General features: G+C 39.4%; 16 protein-coding genes and 2 pseudogenes. 15 read left to right on the top strand and 3 right to left on the bottom strand.

Annotation, left to right across the window (positions count from 1 at the left end; translation table 11 throughout):
- The first annotated feature begins 97 nt into the window (after positions 1–97).
- The 3 genes from spxB to manA all read left to right on the top strand — a co-directional run bounded on the left by spxB (position 98) and on the right by manA (position 3,647).
- Entirely contained in the window at positions 98–1,873 is a 1,776-nt protein-coding gene (gene spxB, locus HMPREF1481_RS06020) for a pyruvate oxidase (RefSeq protein WP_016466607.1), read from the top strand.
- Positions 1,874–1,974: 101 nt separating this feature from the next.
- Positions 1,975–2,553 carry a DUF3592 domain-containing protein gene (locus HMPREF1481_RS06015; RefSeq protein WP_016466606.1) on the top strand — a complete coding sequence of 193 codons (579 nt, stop codon included), beginning with the start codon at positions 1,975–1,977 and terminating at the stop codon, positions 2,551–2,553.
- A 149-nt stretch (positions 2,554–2,702) separates the two neighbouring features.
- Complete coding sequence (gene manA, locus HMPREF1481_RS06010; protein WP_016466605.1) at positions 2,703–3,647, top strand: mannose-6-phosphate isomerase, class I; 945 nt, start codon at positions 2,703–2,705, stop codon at positions 3,645–3,647.
- A gap of 42 nt (positions 3,648–3,689) precedes the next feature.
- Here manA and HMPREF1481_RS06005 read toward each other — a convergent pair.
- Positions 3,690–5,084 (bottom strand): annotated as a pseudogene (locus HMPREF1481_RS06005) (sodium-dependent transporter).
- 197 nt (positions 5,085–5,281) lie between these two features.
- On the opposite strand from HMPREF1481_RS06005, the gene HMPREF1481_RS06000 reads away from it, so the two are divergent.
- Positions 5,282–6,022 (top strand): MerR family transcriptional regulator, encoded by a 741-nt coding sequence (locus HMPREF1481_RS06000; protein ID WP_016466603.1) that lies wholly within the window; start codon positions 5,282–5,284, stop codon positions 6,020–6,022.
- Between the two features lie 41 nt (positions 6,023–6,063).
- On the opposite strand, the gene HMPREF1481_RS05995 is transcribed toward HMPREF1481_RS06000, so the two are convergent.
- On the bottom strand, positions 6,064–7,239 hold the full coding sequence (locus tag HMPREF1481_RS05995) for an NAD(P)/FAD-dependent oxidoreductase (protein ID WP_016466602.1): 1,176 nt from the start codon (positions 7,237–7,239) through the stop codon (positions 6,064–6,066).
- A gap of 56 nt (positions 7,240–7,295) precedes the next feature.
- Entirely contained in the window at positions 7,296–8,141 is an 846-nt protein-coding gene (locus HMPREF1481_RS05990; RefSeq protein WP_016466601.1) for a DegV family protein, read from the bottom strand.
- A gap of 124 nt (positions 8,142–8,265) precedes the next feature.
- Here HMPREF1481_RS05990 and HMPREF1481_RS05985 point away from each other — a divergent pair, with 124 nt between their 5' ends.
- The 11 genes and pseudogenes from HMPREF1481_RS05985 (at position 8,266) to HMPREF1481_RS05935 (ending at position 16,722) form a co-directional block, all read left to right on the top strand.
- Positions 8,266–8,823, top strand: coding sequence for a TetR/AcrR family transcriptional regulator (locus tag HMPREF1481_RS05985; protein ID WP_016466600.1), 558 nt, complete (start codon positions 8,266–8,268; stop codon positions 8,821–8,823).
- A gap of 18 nt (positions 8,824–8,841) precedes the next feature.
- Entirely contained in the window at positions 8,842–9,309 is a 468-nt protein-coding gene (locus tag HMPREF1481_RS05980; protein WP_006150202.1) for a deoxycytidylate deaminase, read from the top strand.
- An 88-nt stretch (positions 9,310–9,397) separates the two neighbouring features.
- The gene (gene upp / locus HMPREF1481_RS05975) at positions 9,398–10,027 is read left to right on the top strand and encodes a uracil phosphoribosyltransferase (RefSeq protein ID WP_006150334.1); all 630 of its coding nucleotides are present in this window, start codon (positions 9,398–9,400) and stop codon (positions 10,025–10,027) included.
- Between the two features lie 169 nt (positions 10,028–10,196).
- A pseudogene (locus HMPREF1481_RS05970) lies at positions 10,197–10,790 on the top strand (ATP-dependent Clp protease proteolytic subunit); the annotation flags it as partial.
- 75 nt (positions 10,791–10,865) lie between these two features.
- A complete protein-coding gene (locus HMPREF1481_RS05965; RefSeq protein ID WP_016466599.1) occupies positions 10,866–11,135 on the top strand; it encodes a YlbG family protein in 270 nt (89 codons plus the stop codon).
- Positions 11,136–11,223: 88 nt separating this feature from the next.
- On the top strand, positions 11,224–12,384 hold the full coding sequence (locus HMPREF1481_RS05960) for an ABC transporter substrate-binding protein (protein ID WP_016466598.1): 1,161 nt from the start codon (positions 11,224–11,226) through the stop codon (positions 12,382–12,384).
- Between the two features lie 116 nt (positions 12,385–12,500).
- Entirely contained in the window at positions 12,501–13,370 is an 870-nt protein-coding gene (locus tag HMPREF1481_RS05955) for a branched-chain amino acid ABC transporter permease (protein WP_006150094.1), read from the top strand.
- A 3-nt stretch (positions 13,371–13,373) separates the two neighbouring features.
- Positions 13,374–14,330, top strand: coding sequence for a branched-chain amino acid ABC transporter permease (locus HMPREF1481_RS05950; protein ID WP_016466597.1), 957 nt, complete (start codon positions 13,374–13,376; stop codon positions 14,328–14,330).
- Positions 14,330–15,094: an ABC transporter ATP-binding protein gene (locus HMPREF1481_RS05945; RefSeq protein ID WP_016466596.1), complete on the top strand. Its 765-nt coding sequence runs from the start codon at positions 14,330–14,332 to the stop codon at positions 15,092–15,094. The genes HMPREF1481_RS05950 and HMPREF1481_RS05945 overlap by 1 nt, the downstream gene beginning before the upstream one ends.
- Entirely contained in the window at positions 15,094–15,804 is a 711-nt protein-coding gene (locus HMPREF1481_RS05940) for an ABC transporter ATP-binding protein (protein WP_006151996.1), read from the top strand. Before HMPREF1481_RS05945 ends, HMPREF1481_RS05940 begins: the two co-directional genes overlap by 1 nt.
- Before the next feature lie 261 nt (positions 15,805–16,065).
- On the top strand, positions 16,066–16,722 hold the full coding sequence (locus HMPREF1481_RS05935) for a CBS domain-containing protein (protein WP_006148127.1): 657 nt from the start codon (positions 16,066–16,068) through the stop codon (positions 16,720–16,722).
- The last annotated feature ends 5 nt before the right edge of the window (positions 16,723–16,727 follow it).

The raw sequence follows: 16,727 nt of genomic DNA, 5'->3' as shown, positions 1-16,727 counted from the left end.
TGATAAATTAGGATTGTAAATTTACTGAATCGTTTTCAAAAAACATATAAAAGCGCTTTTATCTTTTATCAAATTAACTTTAAGGAGAGTTATCATTATGACTCAAGGGAAAATCACTGCATCTGCAGCAATGCTCAACGTATTGAAAACATGGGGCGTAGACACGATCTACGGTATCCCATCAGGAACACTTAGCTCACTCATGGACGCTTTGGCTGAAGACAAAGATATCCGTTTCTTGCAAGTTCGCCACGAAGAAACAGGTGCTCTTGCAGCGGTTATGCAGGCTAAATTTGGCGGATCTATCGGGGTTGCAGTTGGTTCAGGTGGTCCAGGTGCGACTCACTTGATTAACGGTGTTTACGATGCAGCTATGGATAACACTCCATTCCTTGCTATCCTTGGATCACGTCCAGTTAACGAATTGAACATGGATGCCTTCCAAGAATTGAACCAAAACCCAATGTACAACGGTATCGCTGTTTACAACAAACGTGTAGCTTACGCAGAGCAATTACCAAAAGTTATTGACGAAGCTTGCCGTGCTGCAGTTTCTAAAAAAGGTCCAGCCGTTGTTGAAATTCCAGTAAACTTTGGTTTCCAAGAAATCGACGAAAACTCATACTACGGATCAGGTTCATATGAACGTTCATTCATCGCTCCTGCTTTGAACGAAGTTGAAATTGACAAAGCTGTTGAAATCTTGAACAATGCTGAGCGTCCAGTGATTTACGCTGGTTACGGTGGTGTTAAAGCTGGTGAAGTAATCACTGAATTGTCACGTAAAATCAAAGCACCAATCATTACGACTGGTAAAAACTTTGAAGCTTTCGAATGGAACTATGAAGGTTTGACAGGTTCTGCTTACCGTGTTGGTTGGAAACCAGCCAACGAAGTTGTCTTCGAAGCAGACACAGTTCTTTTCCTTGGTTCAAACTTCCCATTTGCTGAAGTATACGAAGCATTCAAGAACACTGAAAAATTCATCCAAGTGGATATCGACCCTTACAAACTTGGTAAACGTCATGCCCTAGATGCTTCAATCCTTGGTGATGCAGGTCAAGCAGCGAAAGCAATCCTTGATAAAGTAAACCCAGTTGAGTCTACTCCATGGTGGCGTGCTAACGTGAAGAACAACCAAAACTGGCGTGATTACATGAACAAGCTCGAAGGTAAAACTGAGGGTGAATTGCAATTGTATCAAGTTTACAATGCAATCAACAAACATGCTGATCAAGACGCTATCTATTCAATCGACGTAGGTGACACTACTCAAACATCTACTCGTCACCTTCACATGACACCTAAGAACATGTGGCGTACATCTCCACTCTTTGCGACAATGGGTATTGCCCTTCCTGGTGGTATCGCTGCTAAGAAAGACAATCCAGATCGCCAAGTATGGAACATCATGGGTGACGGTGCATTCAACATGTGCTACCCAGACGTTATCACAAACGTTCAATACGACCTTCCAGTTATCAACGTTGTCTTCTCAAATGGTAAATATGCCTTCATCAAGGACAAATACGAAGACACAAACAAACACTTGTTTGGTTGTGACTTCCCTAATGCTGACTATGCGAAAATCGCTGAAGCTCAAGGAGCTATTGGATTTACAGTTGACCGTATCGAAGACATCGACGCAGTCGTTGCTGAAGCTGTGAAACTCAACAAAGAAGGTAAAACTGTTGTTATTGATGCTCACATCACTCCACATCGTCCACTTCCAGTAGAAGTTCTTGAGTTGGATCCAAAACAACACTCAGATGAAGCTATTAAAGCCTTCAAGGAAAAATACGAAGCAGAAGAGCTTGTACCATTCCGCCTCTTCTTGGAAGAAGAAGGATTGCAATCACGCGCAATCAAATAATTTCTTTTGTGGAACTTAAAAAGATCGGAGTCCTCCGGTCTTTTTCTTTTATGTCTTTTCTGTTAAAATAGATTCATTAGGATATTTTAAGGAGAAAAAAGATGCCAACAACATTCTTTCTATTATTTGGCTTAATGTCGTTAGGCTTTGCTGCCTTCACCTATTTTATGTTCGACATTTTTATCTTTAGTAATTACAGAAATGCCAAGAGATGCACCGAAAGAACGGAAGGAGTTATTATCCGATATTCCTATGCTCTTTATAATGGAATTAGCCTGCCAGTTGTCGAGTACACTGTTGATGGGAACCAATACAAGGTTTTAGGACCGAAATTTCTATATGCGATTTCAAATACAATCAGTACTCCCTTGGGTTCGATCGTATCTGATGTCAAAATGGATAATTTTGAAGATGGGGAAATTCCTCAGGTTTTAAGATACAAGATTTATAGGAACAGTTTCATCTCTTTAACAAAATCACCTTTAATGGAACGATTTCCAATTGGAGGAAAGGTAACTGTTTATTATGATCCTAAAAAACCAAAACATTCCTACGTAGAAAGACCGCTAAAACCAGGTCGTTATGCATGGTTGACTAAATGTTTAGCTTATTTCCTTGTTTTTCTGATGGTTGCTCTAGCTTTCTTTATCGTGTTCATTCTTCCAAATCTTGTGAACTAATAGTTTTTTGTAGATTTTTTAAAGCATAAAAACAATATCGTTACTATTTTTATAAAATCTTCTCCCTACTTTATAAGATAAGAAAAAGAGTTCAATTAGGACTCTTTTTTTGCTATAATGAGGGTGAAAAATTAGACAGGAGATGTAACATGTCAGAACCATTATTTTTAAATTCCGTAATGCAAGAAAAAATCTGGGGTGGTACTAAGCTACGTGATGAGTTTGGCTACGACATACCAAGCGAAAAAATCGGAGAATATTGGGCAATTTCAGCTCACCCAAATGGTGTTTCTAAGATAGCCAATGGTCGTTTTGAGGGAACAGACCTAGCTACTTTGTATGCAGAACACCGTGAGTTATTTGGCAACCGTCCAGAGCCAGTATTTCCACTCTTAACTAAAATCCTCGATGCCAATGACTGGCTCAGTGTTCAAGTCCACCCAGACGATACTTACGGACTAGAGCATGAAGGCGAACTTGGAAAGACAGAGTGCTGGTATATTATCGCAGCAGATGAAGGTTCAGAGATTATTTATGGTCACAATGCCAAGTCAAAAGAAGAACTCCGTCAGCAAATCGAAGATAAAAACTGGGATGCCTTGTTAACAAAAGTTCCTGTAAAAGCTGGAGATTTCTTCTATGTACCAAGTGGAACCATGCATGCTATCGGAGCAGGTATCTTGATTCTTGAAACGCAACAGTCTAGTGATACCACCTACCGAGTTTATGATTTTGACCGTAAGGATGATAATGGCAACTTGCGCGAGCTTCACCTTGAAAAATCCATCGATGTTTTAAACATTGGTGAGCCTGCTAACAGCCGACCTGTGACTGTCAAAGCAGATGATTTGAGTTCGACTTTACTAGTTTCGAATGATTTCTTCGCAGTTTACAAGTGGGAAATCACTGGAAAAGTGGACTTTGAAAAGACAACCGACTACAGTTTATTTAGCGTCTTGGCTGGTCAAGGAAAATTGACTGTAGATGGTAAAGATTATTCAATTCAAAAAGGTAGCCATTTTATCTTGCCAAGTGATGTTGAATCTTGGACACTTGAAGGAAAAGATTTAGAATTAATTGTAAGCCATCCATAAAAAGAAAAGACTTGAGATTGATTCTCAAGTCTTTTTTAATGATTACATAAATTGGGCAATAAAAACCACGATGATGATGATTGGGATGATATAACGAAGAAGGAAGAGCCAAACTTTGAAAAGTCCTCGTTTCCATGGTGTTTCATCTAGATGAAGTTCTTTCATAGCCAGTGCTTTTTTGAAGATATAGCCTGTAAAAAGTGATAAACAGAGGGCACCAAAAGGCATGAGGAGATTGGAAACCAAGAAATCCATAGCATCAAAGAAGGTTTTCCCAAAGATTTGAACATCGGCCATCACTCCATAGGATAGGGCTGAGGGGATACCAAATACAAAAGTCAAAACCCCTAAAATCATACTCCACTTAGCACGCTTACGGTTGTCTTGATTGGTTATGTTACCAACGTTGATTTCAAGCATAACAACTGAAGAAGTTATCGTTGCAAAGAGGAAGAGTAAGAGAAAGAGAATATAGAAAATCGTACCAAACGGCATATTGTCAAAGAGTTGTGGTAACACGATAAAGAGGAGACTAGGTCCACCTTCAGACTGGATATTAAAGGCTGACATAGCAGGGAAAATCGCAAGTCCTGCCATGATCGATACAGAAATGTTCAAGGCTACGATGGAAATTCCTGATTGGACCAGATTGGTCTTCTTGTCCAGGTAGGAAGCGTAGGTCAGCATGGCTGTAACTCCAAGGGATAGAGCAAAGAAAGATTGGCCCAGTGCATAGAGGAGTCCAGCACTTGTCAGTTTTGAAAAATCCGGTTTGAGGAAGTAAACGACACCATCCATTGCATTTGGCAAACTGAGAGAACGCCCGATAATAACAACAAAGATAATAAAGAGCAGAGGCATCATGACCTTAGAAGCTCTTTCAATTCCTTTTTGAACGCCGTGTGAAACGATGAAAATATTCAAGAAGATAAAGGCTGCTTGGGCTCCAAGGGCAATAACTGGATTAGAAATGATGGAAGAGAATTGCTGGGCATAATCTCCAATTCCGATGAGGTGGAATAATCTTCCAATCTCGATACCAAGGTATACCAGAATCCAACCCCCAATAACACTATAAAATGAGAGAAGGATGAAAAGGGAAAAGGCGCCAATCCAACCGATAAAGTTGTACTTTTGATTGTTGCCAAGCTTACCAAAGGTTTTGATTGCTGACACGCCAGCACTTCGACCAAGGGCAAATTCAGCCAGTAAGAGAGGAAATCCAATCAAAAGTGTCGAGATGAGGAAGACTAGTAAAAACCCTCCACCACCATTGGCAGCGGTCATGTAAGGGAACTTCCAAACAGCTCCAAGACCAATAGCAGAGCCAGCAGACGCAAGGATGAAGCCCAGTTTCGAGCCCCATTGCGATTTTTCAGACATAGTTAAAACTCCAATCTATTTTCTAAAATAAGAAAAGGCTACTTGAGTTGTCAAATAGCCTTCTCTCAATTGCTCTTTATGAGCTTTTTATTTGATTGATAGACTTGATTATCCTATCATGTTTTCTGAAGCCTGTCAAGAAAGCGGTTTTCAAGTTTTCAAAAGTTTCTCAAAAAGTTAAAAATTTTTCGTAAAACCACTTGACTCTGACCTAAGGGGAGGGGTTATACTATCCTTGTAAGGAGAAAATCATGTACCATATCAAAGAAGCTGCGCAGCTTTCAGGTGTCTCTGTAAAAACCCTGCACCATTACGATAAGTTAGGACTCTTGGTTCCTTTAAAGTCGGAAAACGGCTATCGAACCTATAGTCAGGATGATTTGGAACGACTTCAGATCATTCTTTATTACAAATATCTAGGCTTTTCTTTAGAAAAAATAGCAGAGCTGTTAGAAGAAGAAACTTCAGATTTATTGCCCCATCTGATTAGACAACTGGACTATCTAACTCGAGAAAGGCAACATCTGGATACCTTGATATCTACCTTGCAAAAAACGATACAAGAACAAAAAGGAGAAATAAAAATGACCATTGAGGAAAAATTCACTGGATTTAGCTATCAAGACAATCAAAAATACCACCAAGAAGCAGTAGAGAAATATGGTCAAGAAGTCATGGATAAGGCTCTCGAACGTCAAACTGGTAGAGAAGATGAGGCCACGGAAACCTTCAACCAAGTCTTTCAAGCCCTGACTCAAAATTTCAAAGATGGACTACCTACAACAGCAACCGAAAACCAAGAAGAAGCAACCAAGCTCTTACAAGCCATTCGTACGTATGGGTTTGATTGTTCTATTGAAGTCTTCGGTCATATCGGTAAAGGCTATGTCTATAACCCAGAGTTTAAGAAAAATATTGATAAATTTGGACCTGGAACAGCTCAATACACATCAGATGTTATTGCCCACTATGTTCGAACTCAGACAAAATAAAAATCGGCGGAGTAATCTCTGCCGATTTCTTACTTTAAAGTTTAATCAAAATGCAAGCTTCCTGCCACCCATCCGGTACAGAGGGCAGAAGTAATGTTAAAGCCACCCGTATGGGCATTGATATCCAGCACCTCCCCTGCAAAGTGAAGACCAGGTACCAGTTTACTTTCCAGAGTTTTGGGATTGATTTCTTTGAGACTAACGCCACCTTTAGTTACAAATGACTTGGCAAGGGACATCTTTCCAGTCACAGGAATCTTGAGGGACTTGATAGATTGGAGAAGTTGCTCTAGCTCTTTTTCAGTTAGTTGTTTGACTTTTTCTGGGTATCCTTGCGAGAAGAAATCAGCCAAACGTTCTGGCAACAAAGATTTCAAGGCATTTTTTAAGGATTTGTCACGGTTTTCTTCGAGAAATGCCACCAAGTCGCTCTCAGAAAGTTGTGGCAAGACATCCAATGAGAGAACCTCTCCACCCTTGACAAAGCTTGACATACGTAGAGCAGCGGGACCTGATAAACCAAAGTGAGTAAAGAGGAGGTCATGGGTAATAACATGCTTGCCATAGCTTAGAGTCACATCATCCAGTGAAATCCCCTGCAATGCTTTATGTGGGAAATCCGTCAATAATGGACTCTCGGCTGCCTCAAGCTCGGTAATGGTATGTTTGAAGTGGCGAGCGATATCGTGGCCAAAACCAGTCGAACCAGTGGAAGGATAGGACTTGCCACCTGTTGTGACAATGAGTTTATCACAAGTGAAAGTCTGGTCTGCTGACTTGAGGACAAACTGGTCGTCTATCTTTTTAACAGAAACAATCTCTATTTGAGTCATGACTTGTCCGCCCAATTCAGAGATTTTCTTTTCTAAAGCTTCGATAATAGTCCGAGATTTGTCGCTAGCAGGAAAGACACGCCCGTGATCCTCTACCTTTAGTTTGACGCCATTTTCCGTAAAAAAGTTAATGATATCATGGTTATCAAACTGGGAGAAGACACTGTATAGAAATCGCCCATTTCCAGGGATGCCAGCGAGTAGATCGTCTAGAGTTCCGTTGTTAGTCACGTTACAGCGACCACCGCCAGTTCCAGCTAATTTTTTCCCGAGTTTCCGATTTTTTTCAATGAGAAGGGTTTGTTGGCCATAAAAGCTACTAGAAATTGTAGCCATCATACCAGCAGGGCCACCTCCGATGACAATAGTATCAAAATGTTTCATAAGAGTATTGTACCATAAAAAAACAAGAGATGATTAGGCATCTCTTGTCTGATTTATTAGTTGATTTCGTATCCCATGAGGAGCCCGCCTTCTTCCGCATAGAAACTGCAGAGTCCAGAAGTTGGGATGATTTTAATAGTAGCTGCTGGAAATTTTTCACGCACGAGCTCTGAAAGCTGTTGGCAGAATTTTTCATTGCTACGGTGAGCCATGACGATACGCCCACCAGCGTAGCCAGCTTTGATTAACTCTTCATAAGCAGCCTGAAGGGACTTTTTAGCACCACGAGCTTTTTGGAGGAGTTCTAAGGTTCCGGTTTCGCTTGCTTCCCCAACCATACGAATATTGAGGAGCCCGACAACTGCACCAATAAGTTTACTCAAGCGACCGTTTTTAACCAGGTTATCCACTTTAGCAAGAACGAACAACAACTTCGTTTTTTCTTGATAAGTAGTAATAACTTCAACCACTTCTTCAAAAGAAAGTCCTTGGTTGATCAAATCATTGATCTTTTCGACGATTAGGTCAACTTCCCCACCAGCTGATAAGCTATCGATGACATGAATCTGAGTATCAGGGTGTTCTTCGAGATAGATATTCTTAGCTAATTGAGCACTATTGTGGCTACCAGAGAGAGTTCCAGTGATAGTCACTACAAAAATATGTTTTGCACCTTCGAATGCTCGTAAGTAATCATCAGGACTAGGGCAGGCTGATTTTGAAGCTTCAGAAGTCGCATACATAGTTTCCATCATCTTATTGATATCCAGATTGGCATCATCGACAAAGACTTGATCTGCTACCTGAATCTTTAAGGGAACACTGACAAATTCAGTATCAAAAGCGGGGTTTGCCAGTTGGCGATAATCACAACCAGAGTCAGCTACAATCTTCCAAGTCATAGAAATTCTCCATCTTTATCACTTATACATTGACAAAGGTTCTGTCTTTTTTTACAATTATATCATGAAAGCCCTTGAAACAAAAGTAGTACCTCTCTGTTGTCACAACTAGAAAGAAATTGTTATGTCTGAACGTAAAATATCTGAAAAATCGCTTGAAAACCTTAGAAAATCAAATCAAGAATCTAATTTGCTAACCAGAGAAGCGATTGAAACAGCTCTTTTGCAACTCTTGGAGAAAAAGGAGTTGGCTAAGATTAGCATTTCTGAGTTAGTCAAGCGTGCTGGCGTTTCTCGTGCAGCTTTTTATCGAAACTATGATTCAAAAGAAGAGATTTTAGAAAGTGTCTTTAAACGTAGCGTCCATAACATCATGGAGCAATTAGGCCATTACGATGTTAAAACAGACCTTTATCTCGTATGGGTTCATCTCTTTAGAGAAGCCAAGAAAGAAGCCAAAGTTATTCAGCTTGCCCTAGACTATCACTTGGAAAAAATCTTTGTGCAAGCTATGCAGGAATTTTTGGAAAAATATTATGGAAAATCAAAGGGTGTTAGCAGTTATCTGCATTCTTTTTGGAGTTCTGCCATCGTATCCGTTTTGCTAAAATGGATCAAGGATGGAATGAAGGTTCCTGCTGAGAAAATTGCAGATTTGCGTTTGCCATTTTTCAAAAAATAAGTTAAGAGGAGAAAAACTATGACAGAAAAAAGACTGGCTTGGGATGAGTATTTCGCTGCTCAAGCTCTATTGATTGCCAATCGTTCAACCTGTAAACGTGCCAAGGTAGGAGCCGTTTTAGTTAAGGATAACAAGGTTGTTTCAACAGGCTATAATGGCTCTGTATCAGGAACAGAACATTGTATTGACCACGACTGTCTGGTGATTGAGGGCCACTGTGTCCGCACTCTTCATGCAGAGGTAAATGCTATTTTACAAGGGGCAGAGCGTGGCGTTCCAAAGGGCTTTACAGCCTACGTTACTCATTTTCCATGCCTCAACTGTACCAAGCAACTGCTTCAGGTAGGATGTGAACGTGTTGTTTATATCAATCAATACCGTATGGATGACTATGCCCAACATCTTTATCAAGAAAAGGGAACAGAATTAACTCACCTACCACTTGAAACAGTACAAGCAGCTCTCCAAGAGGCTCACCTAATCTAGAAATTATAAAAAATAAATGGTTTAGAAAGCTTTTTAAGCCATTTTTTGATATAATAAGAAGAATAAATTGAAAGAAGGAATTCTGAAAATGGGAAAACTTGAAGTTATTAATCATCCACTGATTCAACACAAATTGTCAATCTTGCGTCGCACTGACACTTCTACAAAAGCTTTTCGTGAGTTAGTTAACGAGATTGCAATGTTGATGGGATATGAAGTACTTCGTGATCTTCCACTTGAAGACGTTGAAATCGAAACACCTATCACAAAAACAGTTCAAAAACAATTGGCTGGTAAAAAATTAGCGATTGTTCCAATCTTACGTGCAGGTATTGGAATGGTTGATGGATTGTTGAGCTTGGTTCCAGCAGCAAAAGTTGGGCACATCGGTATGTACCGTGATGAAGAAACCCTTCAACCAGTAGAATACTTAGTAAAATTACCTGAAGATATCGACCAACGTCAAATCTTTGTGGTTGACCCTATGCTTGCAACTGGTGGTTCAGCAATCTTGGCTGTTGATTCCCTTAAAAAACGTGGGGCTTCAAACATCAAGTTTGTCTGCTTGGTATCTGCTCCTGAAGGAGTAAAAGCTCTTCAAGAAGCTCACCCAGATGTAGAAATCTTTACTGCAGCTTTGGATGAACGTTTGAACGAACATGGTTATATTGTTCCAGGTCTTGGAGACGCAGGAGACCGCTTGTTCGGTACAAAATAAGATTCTAAGCATAGACTAAAACTGTTCATTGGTTTTAGTTTCGAAAGGAGGTTGAATTTTTGTGTCTGTCTTTAGAATGGAGCAAAAATTTGACCTTTTTTGACCAAAAATATATAATAATCCTGTATCGAGTCGTTTGACTAAGAAATATTGAAATCAGAAGGAGAAAAGAATGATTCCTGTAGTTATTGAACAAACAAGTCGTGGAGAACGTTCATATGACATTTACTCACGTCTTTTAAAAGATCGTATCATCATGTTGACTGGACCAGTCGAAGACAATATGGCGAACTCAGTCATCGCTCAATTGCTTTTCTTGGATGCCCAAGATAGTACAAAAGATATTTACCTTTATGTAAATACTCCTGGTGGTTCTGTATCAGCTGGTTTGGCAATCGTTGATACTATGAACTTTATCAAGGCAGATGTCCAAACTATCGTTATGGGGATGGCTGCTTCAATGGGAACAATTATTGCTTCAAGTGGAGCAAAAGGTAAACGTTTCATGCTTCCAAATGCAGAGTACATGATTCACCAACCAATGGGTGGTACAGGTGGTGGTACTCAGCAAACAGATATGGCTATCGCTGCTGAACACTTGCTAAAAACTCGTAAGACTTTGGAGCAAATTCTTGCAGATAACTCTGGTAAATCAGTTGAGCAAATCCATGCAGATGCTGAACGTGATTACTGGATGAGTGCTCAAGAAACACTTGAATATGGTTTCATTGATGAAATTATGGCTAATAATTCTTTGAATTAATCTACTAAAGCAAACTCGACTGAGTTTGCTTTTTTTGGTATAATAAGAGGAAAATTACTAGAAGGAAGATGAATTATGTTTCAAAAAGAAAATCGGTCTGGTCTGATTATCTACCTATACTATAATCGTGATGCAAAAAAACTCGCAAATTATGGCGATATTTGTTATCACTCTAAAAAACACCGTTATCTACAACTTTATGTTCCAACAGAAGAAGTAGAAGACCTGGTAGGTCGTTTAGGTAAAGAGAAATTTATCAAGAAAGTGAGACGATGTCATATCCAAGAATTAGAAACTCCTTTCGTTGGTAACCTCTATAAAAATACCGAAAACGTTATCATTTAAAAATTAAGGTAAACTTGTTGACAATTTTCTGATAATTCGGTATATTCTTAACATGTAATTTAAATTAAGAAATTAAAAGGAGATAAACATGAAGAAAAAATTTGCATTGTCACTTGTAGCTCTTGCAAGTGTAGCTGTTTTAGGAGCCTGTGGAGAAGTGAAGTCAGGAGCTTCAAATACAACTGGTAACCCAATTGATGAAAAAGTTGTAAAAATTGGTTTCAACTTTGAAGAAACTGGAGCTGTAGCATCTTACGGTTCATCTGAGCAAAAAGGTGCTCAACTTGCGGTTGATGAAATCAACGCAGCAGGTGGTATCGACGGAAAACAAATCGAAGTAGTAGATAAAGATAACAAATCTGAAACTGCTGAAGCTGCTTCTGTTTCAACAAACCTTGTTACTCAATCTAAAGTTGCTGCAATCGTAGGACCTGCGACTTCAGGTGCAACTGCAGCAGCAGTAGCAAATGCTACACAAGCTGGAGTTCCATTGATTTCTCCAAGTGCTACTCAAGATGGTTTGACAAAAGGTCAAGATTTCCTTTTCATCGGAACATTCCAAGATAGCTTCCAAGGGAAAATCATTTCTAACTATGTTTCAAATAAATTGAATGCTAAGAAAGTTGTCTTGTACACAGATAACTCAAGTGACTACGCTAAAGGAATTGCAAAATCATTCCGTGATTCATTCACAGGTGAAATCGTAGCAGATGAAACATTTGTATCAGGTGATACAGACTTCCAAGCAGCTTTGACAAAAATCAAAGACAAAGACTTTGACGCTATCGTATTGCCTGGTTACTATACAGAAGCTGGTAAGATTGTAAACCAAGCTCGTGGTATGGGAATTGATAAACCAATCATCGGTGGTGATGGATTTAACGGAGCAGAATTTGTTCAACAAGCAACAGCTGAACGCGCATCAAATATCTACTTCATCTCAGGATTCTCAACTACTGTTGATGTTTCAGATAAAGCAAAAGCCTTCCTTGAAGCTTACCGTGCAAAATACAACGAAGATCCTTCAACATTTGCAGCTCTTGCTTATGACTCAGTTTACCTTGTAGCTAACGCAGCAAAAGGTGCAAAAACTTCAGTTGATCTCAAGAACAACCTTGCTAAAACACAAAACTTCGAAGGTGTTACAGGCCAAACAAGCTTTGATGCAGATCATAACACTGTGAAAACAGCCTTCATGATGACCATGAATAATGGTAAAGTAGAAGCGGCAGAAGTCGTAAAACCTTAATTTTATAGATATCGTAAATGGGGAATGAGCTTTTACTCACTCCCTGTTTCGGTGTTTATAAAGGGATTATTTTTTTATATAAATCCTAAGAAAAATAATTAGAAAGAGTGAACCATATGCTTCAACAACTTGTCAATGGTTTGATCCTAGGAAGTGTTTATGCGCTGCTAGCCTTGGGTTATACCATGGTTTATGGAATTATCAAACTCATTAACTTTGCCCACGGTGATATCTACATGATGGGTGCTTTCATGGGTTATTTCTTGATTAATTCTCTACAATTAAATTTCTTTTTAGCTTTAATTTTATCGATGATTGGTTCAGCCATTCTCGGTGTTATCATTGAGTTTCTAGCTTATCGCCCACTGCGTCATTCAACTCGTATCTCTGTACTGATTACAGCTATCGGGGTATCCTTCTTATTGGAATATGGAATGGTCTATCTGGTGGGTGCCAATACACGTGCCTTCCCTCAAGCAATCCAAACTGTACGATACGACTTGGGGCCAATTAGTCTTACTAATATCCAATTGTTGATTTTGACTGTCTCGATTGTCTTAATGATTCTTTTGCAACTTATCGTACAAAAAACCAAGATGGGGAAAGCTATGCGTGCCGTTTCTGTAGATAGCGATGCAGCTCAGTTGATGGGGATTAATGTAAATCGCACTATCAGTTTTACTTTCGCATTAGGTTCAGCTCTGGCTGGGGCAGCAGGTGTCTTGATTGCCCTTTATTACAACTCTCTCGAACCATTGATGGGAATGACTCCAGGTATTAAATCTTTCGTTGCTGCCGTTCTTGGTGGTATCGGTATCATCCCTGGTGCAGCTCTTGGAGGTTTTGTAATTGGTCTATTGGAAACTTTTGCAATCGCTTTTGGATTGTCAGATTTCCGTGATGCCATCGTGTATGGAATCTTGCTCTTAATCTTGATTGTTCGTCCTGCTGGTATCCTTGGTAAGAATGTGAAAGAGAAGGTGTAAACAATGAAAGTAAATGTAAAAGCTAATATTCTCTGGATATTCCTTTTGTTACTTGGATATGGTATGATTAGCCTCTTAGTTTCACTTGGTATTTTAAACCTTTTCCATATTCAAATTCTGGAACAAATCGGTATCAACATTATTCTTGCAGTAGGACTTAACCTGATCGTTGGTTTCTCTGGCCAATTTTCACTCGGACATGCTGGATTTATGGCTATCGGTGCTTATGCAGCAGCTATTATTGGATCAAAATCTCCAACTTATGGTGCCTTCTTTGGAGCTATGTTGCTCGGAGCCATCATTGCTGGTTTGGTTGCCCTCATCGTAGGAATTCCTACCCTCCGTTTGAAGGGGGACTATCTTGCAGTTGCGACACTTGGGGTTGCTGAGATTATTCGTATCTTAATTGTTAATGGTGGTAGTCTAACTAATGGAGCTGCAGGTATTTTGGGAATTCCAAGCTTCACTAACTGGCAAATGGTATATATCTTTGCCGTGATTACAACTATTTTAACACTGAACTTTTTACGTAGTCCAATCGGTCGTTTAACCTTGTCTGTTCGTGAAGATGAAATTGCGGCTGAGTCAGTAGGGGTCAATACAACAAAAAACAAAATTATTGCTTTCGTATTCGGAGCTATGACTGCAAGTATTGCAGGATCACTCCAAGCAGGATTTGTCGGTTCAGTTGTACCAAAAGATTATAGTTTTATCAACTCTATCAACGTTTTGATCATCGTTGTATTTGGTGGTTTGGGATCAATCACAGGATCAATTGTCGCGGCCATTGTTCTTGGTATTTTGAATATGTTACTCCAAGACGTTGCTAGCGTTCGTATGATTATCTATGCTTTGGCTTTGGTACTTGTTATGATTTTCAGACCAGGTGGACTCCTTGGTACATGGGAATTGAGCCTATCACGTCTCTTTAAAAAAGGTAAGAAGGAGGGACAAAACTAATGGCATTACTTGAAGTAAAAAACTTAACCAAACATTTTGGTGGTTTGACGGCTGTTGGAGATGTAACTCTGGAACTGAACGAAGGTGAACTTGTTGGCTTGATTGGGCCGAATGGAGCGGGCAAAACAACTCTTTTCAACTTGCTGACAGGAGTTTATGAACCGAGTGAAGGAACCGTTACTTTGGATGGGCATTTACTAAATGGGAAACAACCTTATAAAATCGCATCCCTTGGTTTAGGGCGTACCTTCCAAAATATTCGTCTTTTTAAAGACTTAACAGTATTGGATAATGTTCTGATTGCATTTAGTAACCATCATAAACAACATGTATTTGCTAGTTTCTTGCGCTTGCCAGCTTTCTATAAGAATGAACAAGAATTGAAAGCCAAAGCTTTAGAATTACTAAAAATCTTTGATTTGGATGGTGATGCTGAAACCTTAGCTAAAAATTTAGCCTATGGTCAACAGCGCCGTTTGGAAATTGTTCGTGCTCTTGCTACAGAACCTAAAATTCTTTTCTTGGATGAGCCTGCGGCTGGTATGAATCCCCAAGAGACTGCAGAATTGACTGAGTTGATTCGTCGGATAAAGGATGAATTCAACATTACCATTATGCTGATTGAACATGATATGAACTTGGTCATGGAAGTTACTGAACGTATCTACGTTCTTGAGTATGGTCGTTTGATTGCTCATGGTACACCAGATGAAATCAAGAGTAATAAACGTGTTATCGAAGCTTATCTTGGAGGTGAAGCCTAATGTCTATGTTAAAAGTTGAAAACCTCTCAGTACACTATGGTATGATTCAAGCTGTACGTGATGTGAGCTTTGAAGTTAATGAAGGAGAAGTTGTTTCTCTAATCGGTGCTAACGGTGCAGGTAAAACAACCATTCTTCGTACCCTATCAGGACTTGTTCGTCCAAGTTCTGGTCGAATTGAATTTTTGGGACAAGAAATCCAAAAGATGCCTGCACAGAAGATTGTGGCTTCAGGACTTTCTCAAGTACCAGAAGGACGTCATGTCTTCCCTGGTTTGACTGTTTTGGAAAACTTGGAGATGGGAGCTTTTCTTAAGAAAAATCGTGAAGAGAACCAAGCTAATTTGAAGAAGGTATTTTCACGTTTCCCACGTTTGGAAGAACGTAAAAATCAAGATGCGGCTACCCTATCTGGTGGTGAACAGCAGATGCTTGCCATGGGACGTGCACTCATGTCAACGCCTAAACTACTTTTATTAGATGAACCATCAATGGGTCTTGCTCCGATTTTTATCCAAGAAATTTTTGATATCATCCAAGATATTCAAAAACAAGGAACAACAGTTCTCTTGATTGAGCAAAATGCTAATAAAGCACTAGCTATCGCTGACCGAGGATATGTTCTTGAAACAGGAAAGATTGTCCTATCAGGAACAGGAAAAGAACTCGCAGCATCAGACGAAGTCAGAAAAGCATATCTAGGTGGCTAAAAAGGTCTGGGGGACCTTTTTAGTCGGCGGATAAAAATTGCGTCAGCAATTAACATCTAGTCTGGGGGACCTTTTTAGTCGGCGGATAAAGATTGCAAAGCAATCATACAATCTACATAAGTATAAGATTAAGGGCTCTAAGTTGAGCTCTTTTTCGTAAAGTCCTTCAGATTTTTCTGAATCTTGAAAAAGAAATGAAAGCGTTTGATAGCTTTCCGTAAAAAGTGTATAATAAAACTATAAACATAAAGGAGATTTCCTATGGCAGTTAAAGATTTTATGACACGCAAGGTCGTTTATATCAGTCCTGATACAACTGTTGCACACGCAGCAGATTTGATGCGCGAACAAGGCTTGCACCGTCTCCCTGTTATTGAGAATGATAAATTAGTAGGCTTGGTAACAGAAGGGACAATCGCTGAAGCTAGTCCTTCAAAAGCGACTAGTCTTTCAATCTTCGAGATGAATTATCTACTTAATAAGACAAAAGTAAAAGACGTCATGATTCGAGATGTTGTTACTGTCTCAGGCTATGCAAGTTTAGAAGATGCAACTTATCTCATGCTTAAAAATAAGATTGGTATTTTGCCAGTTGTTGACAACGGACAATTGTATGGAGTCATTACAGATCGTGATGTATTCAGTGCCTTTCTTGAAATCGCTGGATATGGTGAAGAAGGAATCCGTGTTCGTTTTATCACAGAAAATGAAGTTGGAGTTTTAGGTAAGATTGTTTCTTTAATCGTTGAGGAAAATCTTAATATCTCTCATACCGTTAATATTCCACGTAAGGATGGTAAAATTGTTATTGAAGTACAAATTGAGGGAAGCATTGATCTTTCATCATTGAAAAAGAAATTCGAGGATGAAAATATTCTCGTAGATGAAATTACAAAAACTTCTGCAAAAAAACTCTAAAAAGA

The organism is Streptococcus sp. HPH0090, from assembly GCF_000411475.1.
GTDB lineage: Bacteria > Bacillota > Bacilli > Lactobacillales > Streptococcaceae > Streptococcus.
This window is presented reverse-complemented; position numbering and strand designations above follow the sequence as displayed.

Bases quoted from the DNA above. Each gene is read 5' to 3' on its own strand.
- spxB (WP_016466607.1), top strand. From the start codon at position 98: ATGACTCAAGGGAAAATCACTGCATCTGCAGCAATGCTCAACGTATTG.
- HMPREF1481_RS06015 (WP_016466606.1), top strand. From the start codon at position 1,975: ATGCCAACAACATTCTTTCTATTATTTGGCTTAATGTCGTTAGGCTTT.
- manA (WP_016466605.1), top strand. From the start codon at position 2,703: ATGTCAGAACCATTATTTTTAAATTCCGTAATGCAAGAAAAAATCTGG.
- HMPREF1481_RS06000 (WP_016466603.1), top strand. From the start codon at position 5,282: ATGTACCATATCAAAGAAGCTGCGCAGCTTTCAGGTGTCTCTGTAAAA.
- HMPREF1481_RS05995 (WP_016466602.1), bottom strand. From the start codon at position 7,239: ATGAAACATTTTGATACTATTGTCATCGGAGGTGGCCCTGCTGGTATG.
- HMPREF1481_RS05990 (WP_016466601.1), bottom strand. From the start codon at position 8,141: ATGACTTGGAAGATTGTAGCTGACTCTGGTTGTGATTATCGCCAACTG.
- HMPREF1481_RS05985 (WP_016466600.1), top strand. From the start codon at position 8,266: ATGTCTGAACGTAAAATATCTGAAAAATCGCTTGAAAACCTTAGAAAA.
- HMPREF1481_RS05980 (WP_006150202.1), top strand. From the start codon at position 8,842: ATGACAGAAAAAAGACTGGCTTGGGATGAGTATTTCGCTGCTCAAGCT.
- upp (WP_006150334.1), top strand. From the start codon at position 9,398: ATGGGAAAACTTGAAGTTATTAATCATCCACTGATTCAACACAAATTG.
- HMPREF1481_RS05965 (WP_016466599.1), top strand. From the start codon at position 10,866: ATGTTTCAAAAAGAAAATCGGTCTGGTCTGATTATCTACCTATACTAT.
- HMPREF1481_RS05960 (WP_016466598.1), top strand. From the start codon at position 11,224: ATGAAGAAAAAATTTGCATTGTCACTTGTAGCTCTTGCAAGTGTAGCT.
- HMPREF1481_RS05955 (WP_006150094.1), top strand. From the start codon at position 12,501: ATGCTTCAACAACTTGTCAATGGTTTGATCCTAGGAAGTGTTTATGCG.
- HMPREF1481_RS05950 (WP_016466597.1), top strand. From the start codon at position 13,374: ATGAAAGTAAATGTAAAAGCTAATATTCTCTGGATATTCCTTTTGTTA.
- HMPREF1481_RS05945 (WP_016466596.1), top strand. From the start codon at position 14,330: ATGGCATTACTTGAAGTAAAAAACTTAACCAAACATTTTGGTGGTTTG.
- HMPREF1481_RS05940 (WP_006151996.1), top strand. From the start codon at position 15,094: ATGTCTATGTTAAAAGTTGAAAACCTCTCAGTACACTATGGTATGATT.
- HMPREF1481_RS05935 (WP_006148127.1), top strand. From the start codon at position 16,066: ATGGCAGTTAAAGATTTTATGACACGCAAGGTCGTTTATATCAGTCCT.